Raw genomic sequence first — 4,033 nt, 5'->3', positions numbered from 1 at the left:
CTCGTTCTCGGGGTTGCGGGGCGGCTGCTTGCCTCCATCCCACCCCTCCCCCGCACGCGGGAGAGGGGCCGCGGGGCGGACGGGATGCGTGTTTCCCCAAGGATTGCAACGTGCGGATTGCAGCCCGCGCCGTCCATGGTCGGGCGCTAGCATAGGCTCCGGTGCCGCACGCTCCTTGCATCGGTGCAATGGCAAAGGAGTGTGGATGTCGTCATATTTGGAGCAACGCAGGCAGCGGCTCCGAAAGGAGGCCACCGTCCTGCCAGGAGCTTCAGCATGACCAACCCTCTCTCCCTCTCCCCTGAAACCGCGCCCCATGAAACCGCGCCCCACCACCTCGCCCTCGGCGCCGTGGCGCTGACGAGCCGCGATCCGGAACGCCTCATTCCCTTCTATCGCGATGGCGTGGGCCTTGATGTGCTGGCCACCGGCGAGACCATCGTGCTCGGCACCGGCGGCCGCCCGCTGGTGGAGATCGCGCGCCGGCCGGATGCGGCCCGCGCCGCCGTCCGCGCCCCCGGCCTGTTCCACATGGCCATCCGCGTGCCCGACCGGGCGAGCCTCGCCGCGCGGCTCCTTGCCCTCCATGGGCTGGGCCTGCGGATGGGCGCGTCCGACCATCTGGTGAGCGAAGCGCTCTATGTGGACGACCCGGACGGCAACGGCATCGAGATCTACCGCGACCGCCCCGCCGACGAGTGGCCGCGCACCCCGGACGGCGCCATCGCCATGGCGACGGAGCCCCTCGACCTCGCCGCGCTGGCCCGCGAGGCACCGCAATCTGCGCAACCCGCGCCGGCGGGCACGGATATGGGGCACGTCCACCTCAAGGTCTCCGACCTCGACGCGGCGCGTCGCTTCTGGGTGGATACGGTGGGCCTCACCATCATGGCGCGCTACCCCGGCGCCCTGTTCGTGAGCGCCGACGGCTATCACCACCATCTGGGCCTCAACACCTGGCAGTCGTCGGGCGCCCCCGCGCCGGCGGCGGGTACGGCGGGGCTGGATCATTTCACCGTTCAGCTTCCGCTGGTTTCCATCGAAGCCCTCGGCCAGCGCCTCGCCGCGGCTGGTGTCGCGTTCGCGGCACTTGAAGGCGGCGGCCTGAGCGTGCGCGATCCCTCCGGCAACACGGCCCTGTTCCGCCCGGCCTGAGGCGCGGGGCGGCGCCGGCGCGATCCATCACGCGGGCTGATGGATGGGTTCGCCAAAATCGATTTCCCCCGCGCGTCGGATGACGCTACAGCGGTCGCCTGCCAGAGCATGCGCCGAAGGCGTGGATCGCATCACGCGGGAGGAAAGATGTCGGTGAGGCCCCCGCGTCCGTCCGGATTCGCCCTGTACGACGCGCCCTACCTGCTGCTCACCGTCACGGCGCTGCTGTGGGCCATCAACATGGTGATCGGGCGCTTCGTCGCCGGCCATGTGCCGCCGGTGACGCTGGCCTTCGTGCGCTGGACCGGGGCGACGTTGATCCTTTTGCCCTTCGCCCTCGGGCAACTGCGGCGCGACCTGCCGCTCATCCGCCGCCATTTCTGGCTGCTGGTGCTGCTCGCGGCCACCGGCATCGCCTGCTACAACGCCATGAGCTATTACGGGCTGCAATATACCCAGGCGCTCAATGGCCTTCTGGTGCAGTCCACCGCGCCGCTGCTGGTGGCCCTGTGGACCTTCTTCATCTTCCGCGAGCGGCTGAGCCTGGGCCAGATGGCGGGTATCGTCACTTCGCTGGCGGGTGTGCTGGTGATCATCAGCCACGGCAGCCTTGATACCTTCCTGCATCTCAAGCCCAACATCGGCGACGTGTGGATCATCTTCGCCCTGTTCATCTACGCCTTCTATGCCGCCATGCTGCGCAAGCGGCCCGGGCTGGGGCCGCTCTCCTTTCTCGTGGTGATCATGGCGCTGGGCTCGGTGCTGCTGGCGCCGTTCGCGCTGTGGGAAGCGGCGCTGGGGCACACCCTGCAGTTCGACCGGATGACGCTGGGGGTGCTGGCCTATGTGATGGTGGGCCCCTCCATCGTCGCCTATCTGTTCTTCAACCGGGGGGTGGAACTGGTGGGGGCCAATGCCGCCGCGCCGTTCCTGCATCTGATGCCGGTGTTCGGCACCGCGCTCGCCATCGTGTTCCTGGGCGAAACCATGGCCTGGTACCATGTGGCGGGCTATGCGCTGGTCATCACCGGCATCGCGCTGGCGACGCTTGCCGCCCGGGCGCGGGTCCGAACGCCGCGCTGAGCGCGCGCAGCGCCTGAGTTGGCCTGTCTCCGGCGGCGCAAAAGCAAACGGCCGCCCGAAGGCGGCCGTTCCACGAGGACATGCGGTGCGCTCAGAACGTGAGCGCCTCAAAACGCGAGGGATTTGGCCGCCTTCACCTGCGGCAGCGCCTGCACCTTGGCGAGCACGTCGGCCGGGACGGTGCCGTCCACCGCTACGAGGGCGATGGCGTCGCCGCCCAGATGGTCGCGGCCGAGGGCGAAGGTGGCGATGTTCAGGCCGGCATCGCCCAAGAGGCCGGCGAAGCGGCCGATGAAGCCGGGCTTGTCCTCGTTGGTGATGTAGATCATGGAGGGCGCGAACTCGGCGTCCAGCTTGATGCCCTTGATGTTCACGATGCGCGGTTGGCCGTCCGCGAACACGGTGCCGGATATGGAGCGCTCGAACGTGTCCGTCACCACCGTGATGCTGATGAGGCTGTCAAAATCGCCGGTGGCGGCGCGGGTGGTCTCCTCGATGACGATGCCGCGCTCCCTGGCGACGGTGGGGGCGGACACCACGTTGATTTCCGACAGCACCGGGCGCAGCAGGCCGGCCACGGCGGCGGCGGTCAGCGCCTTCACCTTCTGCTCCGCCACCGCGCCCTCATAGACGATGCGCACGGTCTTGATGTCGGTGTCGGTGAGCTGGCCGGCGAACGAGCCGAGCTTTTCCGCCAGCTCCACAAAGGGCTTCAGCTTGGGGGCCTCTTCCGCAGTAATGGAGGGGAAGTTCACCGCATTGGAGATGGCGCCGGTGAGCAGGTAATCGCTCATCTGCTCGGCCACCTGCAGGGCCACGTTTTCCTGCGCCTCGGCGGTGGCGGCGCCCAGGTGCGGCGTGCACACCACGTTGGGATGGCCGAACAGGGGGTTGCTCTCCGCCGGCTCCACGGTGAACACGTCGAAGGCGGCGCCGGCCACATGCTGCGCATCGAGGGCGGCGCGCAGGGCGGCTTCGTCCACCAGGCCGCCGCGGGCGCAGTTGATGATGCGCACGCCCTTCTTGCATCTGGCGATGTTCTGCGCCGAGAGGATGTTTTTGGTCCTCTCGGTCAGCGGGGTGTGCAGGGTGATGAAGTCGGCGCGGGCCAGCAGGTCGTCCAGCTCCACCTTCTCCACGCCGAGGTCCAGCGCCCGTTCCACCGAGAGGAAGGGATCGAAGGCGATCACCTTCATCTTCAGGCCCACGCCGCGCTCGGCGACGATGGAGCCGATGTTGCCGCAGCCGATGATGCCCAGCGTCTTGGCGGTGACCTCGACGCCCATGAAGCGGTTCTTCTCCCACTTGCCGGCCTGGGTGGAGGCATCGGCCGCCGGGATCTCGCGGGCCAGCGCAAACATCATGGCGATGGCGTGCTCGGCGGTGGTGATGGAATTGCCGAACGGCGTGTTCATCACGATCACGCCCTTGGCGGTGGCCGCCGGCAGGTCCACGTTGTCCACGCCGATGCCGGCGCGGCCGATGACCTTCAGGCGGTCGGCCTTCTGCAGGATCTTCGGGGTGACCTTGGTGGCCGAGCGGATGGCGAGGCCGTCATAAGTGCCGATGATCTCGGCGAGCCTGTCCTTGTCCTTGCCGAGGTCGGGCTGGAAATCCACCTCGATGCCGCGATCCCTGAAGATCTGGACGGCGGCGGGCGACAGCTTGTCGGAAATGAGAACGCGGGGTGCCATGGAATGGGCTCCGGAAATGGGGGATGTCCGGCCGGGCATGCGCGAGCGGTCCGCGCTTCACCGGCGTGAACCCTCTCCCGCTTGCGGGGGAGGGTTGGGAG

General features: G+C 68.4%; 3 protein-coding genes. 2 read left to right on the top strand and 1 reads right to left on the bottom strand.

Going from position 1 to position 4,033, the window contains the following annotated elements; genetic code table 11:
- Positions 1-276 precede the first annotated feature (276 nt).
- Together K9U41_RS22025 and K9U41_RS22020 are read left to right on the top strand one after the other, a co-directional pair.
- Complete coding sequence (locus tag K9U41_RS22025) at positions 277-1,155, top strand: VOC family protein (RefSeq protein ID WP_282642980.1); 879 nt, start codon at positions 277-279, stop codon at positions 1,153-1,155.
- A gap of 147 nt (positions 1,156-1,302) precedes the next feature.
- Complete coding sequence (locus K9U41_RS22020) at positions 1,303-2,238, top strand: DMT family transporter (RefSeq protein ID WP_282642979.1); 936 nt, start codon at positions 1,303-1,305, stop codon at positions 2,236-2,238.
- A gap of 107 nt (positions 2,239-2,345) precedes the next feature.
- Here the strand turns inward: K9U41_RS22020 and serA are convergent, their stop codons facing one another.
- Positions 2,346-3,932, bottom strand: coding sequence for a phosphoglycerate dehydrogenase (serA, locus tag K9U41_RS22015; protein ID WP_282642978.1), 1,587 nt, complete (start codon positions 3,930-3,932; stop codon positions 2,346-2,348).
- Positions 3,933-4,033: the final 101 nt, after the last annotated feature.

This window comes from Xanthobacter autotrophicus (assembly GCF_029991245.1).
Lineage (GTDB): Bacteria > Pseudomonadota > Alphaproteobacteria > Rhizobiales > Xanthobacteraceae > Xanthobacter > Xanthobacter autotrophicus_C.
This window is presented reverse-complemented; position numbering and strand designations above follow the sequence as displayed.